Consider the following 2,357-nt stretch of genomic DNA (forward strand, 5'->3'; position numbering starts at 1 on the left):
CGGCTTCACGCTGCCCTGGCCCGAGGACGCGCAGGCACAGCAGTGGCTGGTGGGGCAGGGCGTACCCGCGGTCGATGCACCGGGCCTGCTGCGGGCGGCCGGCGGCCGGCCCAGCGACGCCTTGAGGCTCGCGGGCCAGGGCCAGTCGCCCAAGGCCTGGGCGCTGCTGCCCAAGGCGATGTCGCGCGGCGAGGTCGGCGCGCTGTCCGACCAAGCGCCGGCACAGGCCATCGGTGCGCTGCAGAAGCTCTGCCACGACCTGATGGCGATCGACTGCGGTGCCGCGCCGCGTTTCTTCGAGCCTGCCGACCTGCCGGCCGCGCCGCCGCGGGCGGCGTTGGCGCGCTGGTCGCGATCGCTCGCGAGTGCGGCAAAAACCGCAGAACATCCCTTCAATCCGGGCCTGATGCTCGAAGCGCTTGTGAGCGAGGCGAGAAGCACCCTAAACTCGGCACGCCGCCGCCCATGAATACACCTGCCGCCCCCACCCCCTCCGCGCCCGTCCGGCCCAGCGTCATCCAACTGGCGATCAAGGAAAAGGGCGCGCTCTATGCGGCCTACATCCCGCTGTTCGCCGAAGGCGGCATCTTCATCCCGACAGCGCGCGAGTACCGGCTGGGCGACGATGTCTACGTGCTGCTGACGCTGCCCGACGATCCGCAGCGCTATCCGGTGGCCGGCAAGGTCGCCTGGATCACGCCGGCCCGGGCCGCGGGCAACCGGGCCCCGGGCGTCGGCATCCGCTTTCCTTCCGACGAGAAGTCGCGCCAGCTCAAGGCGCGCATCGAAGAGGCGCTGGGCGCCACCCTGGCCTCCGACCGCCCGACCCAGACCATCTGAGTCCCGCTCCCATGGCGCGACGCCGCGGCCTGCGGCGGCAGCGCCGTTCCGACGACGTTTCCCGCGATGTTCACCGATTCCCACTGCCACCTGACCTTTCCCGAGTTCGCGGACCAGATGCCCCAGATCCGCGCCGCGATGGCGGCCGCACAGGTCGACCGGGCCCTGTGCATCTGCACCACGCTGGAAGAATTCCCCGCTGTGCAGGCCCTGGCCGAGCGCCATGACAACTTCTGGGCCAGTGTCGGCGTTCATCCCGACAACGAGAACATCTTCGAACCCACGGTCGAGGGCCTGGTGCAGCGCGCCGCGCTGCCCAAGGTGATCGCCATCGGCGAGACCGGGCTCGACTACTACCAGATGGAAGAGCGCAAGGGCGGCCGCAGCATCTCCGACATGGAATGGCAGCGCGAGCGCTTCCGGGTCCATATCCGGGCCGCACAGCAGACCCGCAAGCCGCTCGTGATCCACACCCGCGAAGCCTCGGCGGACACGCTGGCGATCCTCGAGGAAGAGGGCGAGACCGGCAGTGGCCGGGCGGCCGGCGGCGTGTTCCACTGCTTCACTGAGACCGCCGAGGTGGCCCGGGCGGCACTCGACCTCGGCTTCTACATCTCGTTCTCGGGCATCCTGACCTTCAAGAAGGCGCAGGACCTGCGCGACGTGGCGGCCTTCGTGCCGCTCGACCGGATGCTGATCGAGACCGACAGCCCCTACCTGGCGCCAGTGCCCTATCGTGGCAAGGTCAACAATCCGTCCTATGTGCCTTTCGTCGCGCAGCAGATCGCCCAGGTGCGTCAACTGCCTGTCGAGGCGATCGCCAAGGCCACGAGCGACAATTTCGAGACCCTGTTCAGCGGGGCTAGAACATGAACAAATACTTTAAAAATATTGCATATCTATTTGTTTTTTTTGCATCTTTTGCAGTTCATGCAAGCGACTACGACGATTTCTTCCGGGCCGCCCGTGCCGACAATGCCAGCGGCATCAAAAGCCTGCTGGCCAAGGGTCTCGACCCCAATACGCGCGATGAGAAGGGTCAGACCGCGCTGTTGATCGCGATGCGCGAGCCATCGCCGAAGGTGATCGACGTGCTGATCGCCTTCCCGAAGACCAACGTCGAGGCCCGCAACGCGAAGGACGAGAGCCCGCTGATGCTGGCCGCCATCAAGGGCCAGCAGGAACTGGTGACCAAGCTGATCGCGCGCGATGCCGACATCAACAAACCGGGCTGGACGCCGCTGCACTACGCCGCCACCAGCGGGCAGATCGCGATCATGAAGCAGTTGCTCGACAAGGATGCCTTCATCAACGCCCAGTCGCCGAACGGCACCACGCCGCTGATGATGGCCGCGATGTACGGCTCGGCTGCCGCGGTGCAGTTGCTGCTCGACGAAGGCGCTGATGTGGCGATGAAAAACGAACAGGGCATGACCGCCGCCGATTTCGCCGAACGCGGCAAKCGGCCCGATGCGATGCAGTTGCTGAATGCGGCCGCGCAACCCAAGCCGCCAACC

3 protein-coding genes and 1 pseudogene are annotated in these 2,357 nt (G+C 66.8%); all 4 read left to right on the forward strand.

Annotation, left to right across the window (positions count from 1 at the left end):
- A pseudogene (locus tag AC1DY5_RS51720) lies at nucleotides 1-469 on the forward strand (DNA polymerase III subunit delta'); the annotation flags it as partial.
- Nucleotides 466-840, forward strand: a complete 375-nt coding sequence (locus tag AC1DY5_RS51725; RefSeq protein WP_478122026.1) for a PilZ domain-containing protein — start codon at nucleotides 466-468, stop codon at nucleotides 838-840. The pseudogene AC1DY5_RS51720 and the gene AC1DY5_RS51725, both read left to right, overlap by 4 nt.
- Before the next feature lie 66 nt (nucleotides 841-906).
- The gene (locus tag AC1DY5_RS51730) at nucleotides 907-1,713 is read left to right on the forward strand and encodes a TatD family hydrolase (RefSeq protein ID WP_478122027.1); all 807 of its coding nucleotides are present in this window, start codon (nucleotides 907-909) and stop codon (nucleotides 1,711-1,713) included.
- Nucleotides 1,710-2,357: ankyrin repeat domain-containing protein (locus AC1DY5_RS51735; protein ID WP_478122028.1), on the forward strand; the 648-nt coding region annotated here is incomplete at its 3' end. The genes AC1DY5_RS51730 and AC1DY5_RS51735, both read left to right, overlap by 4 nt.

The organism is Variovorax sp. P4_D9 (assembly GCF_056401695.1).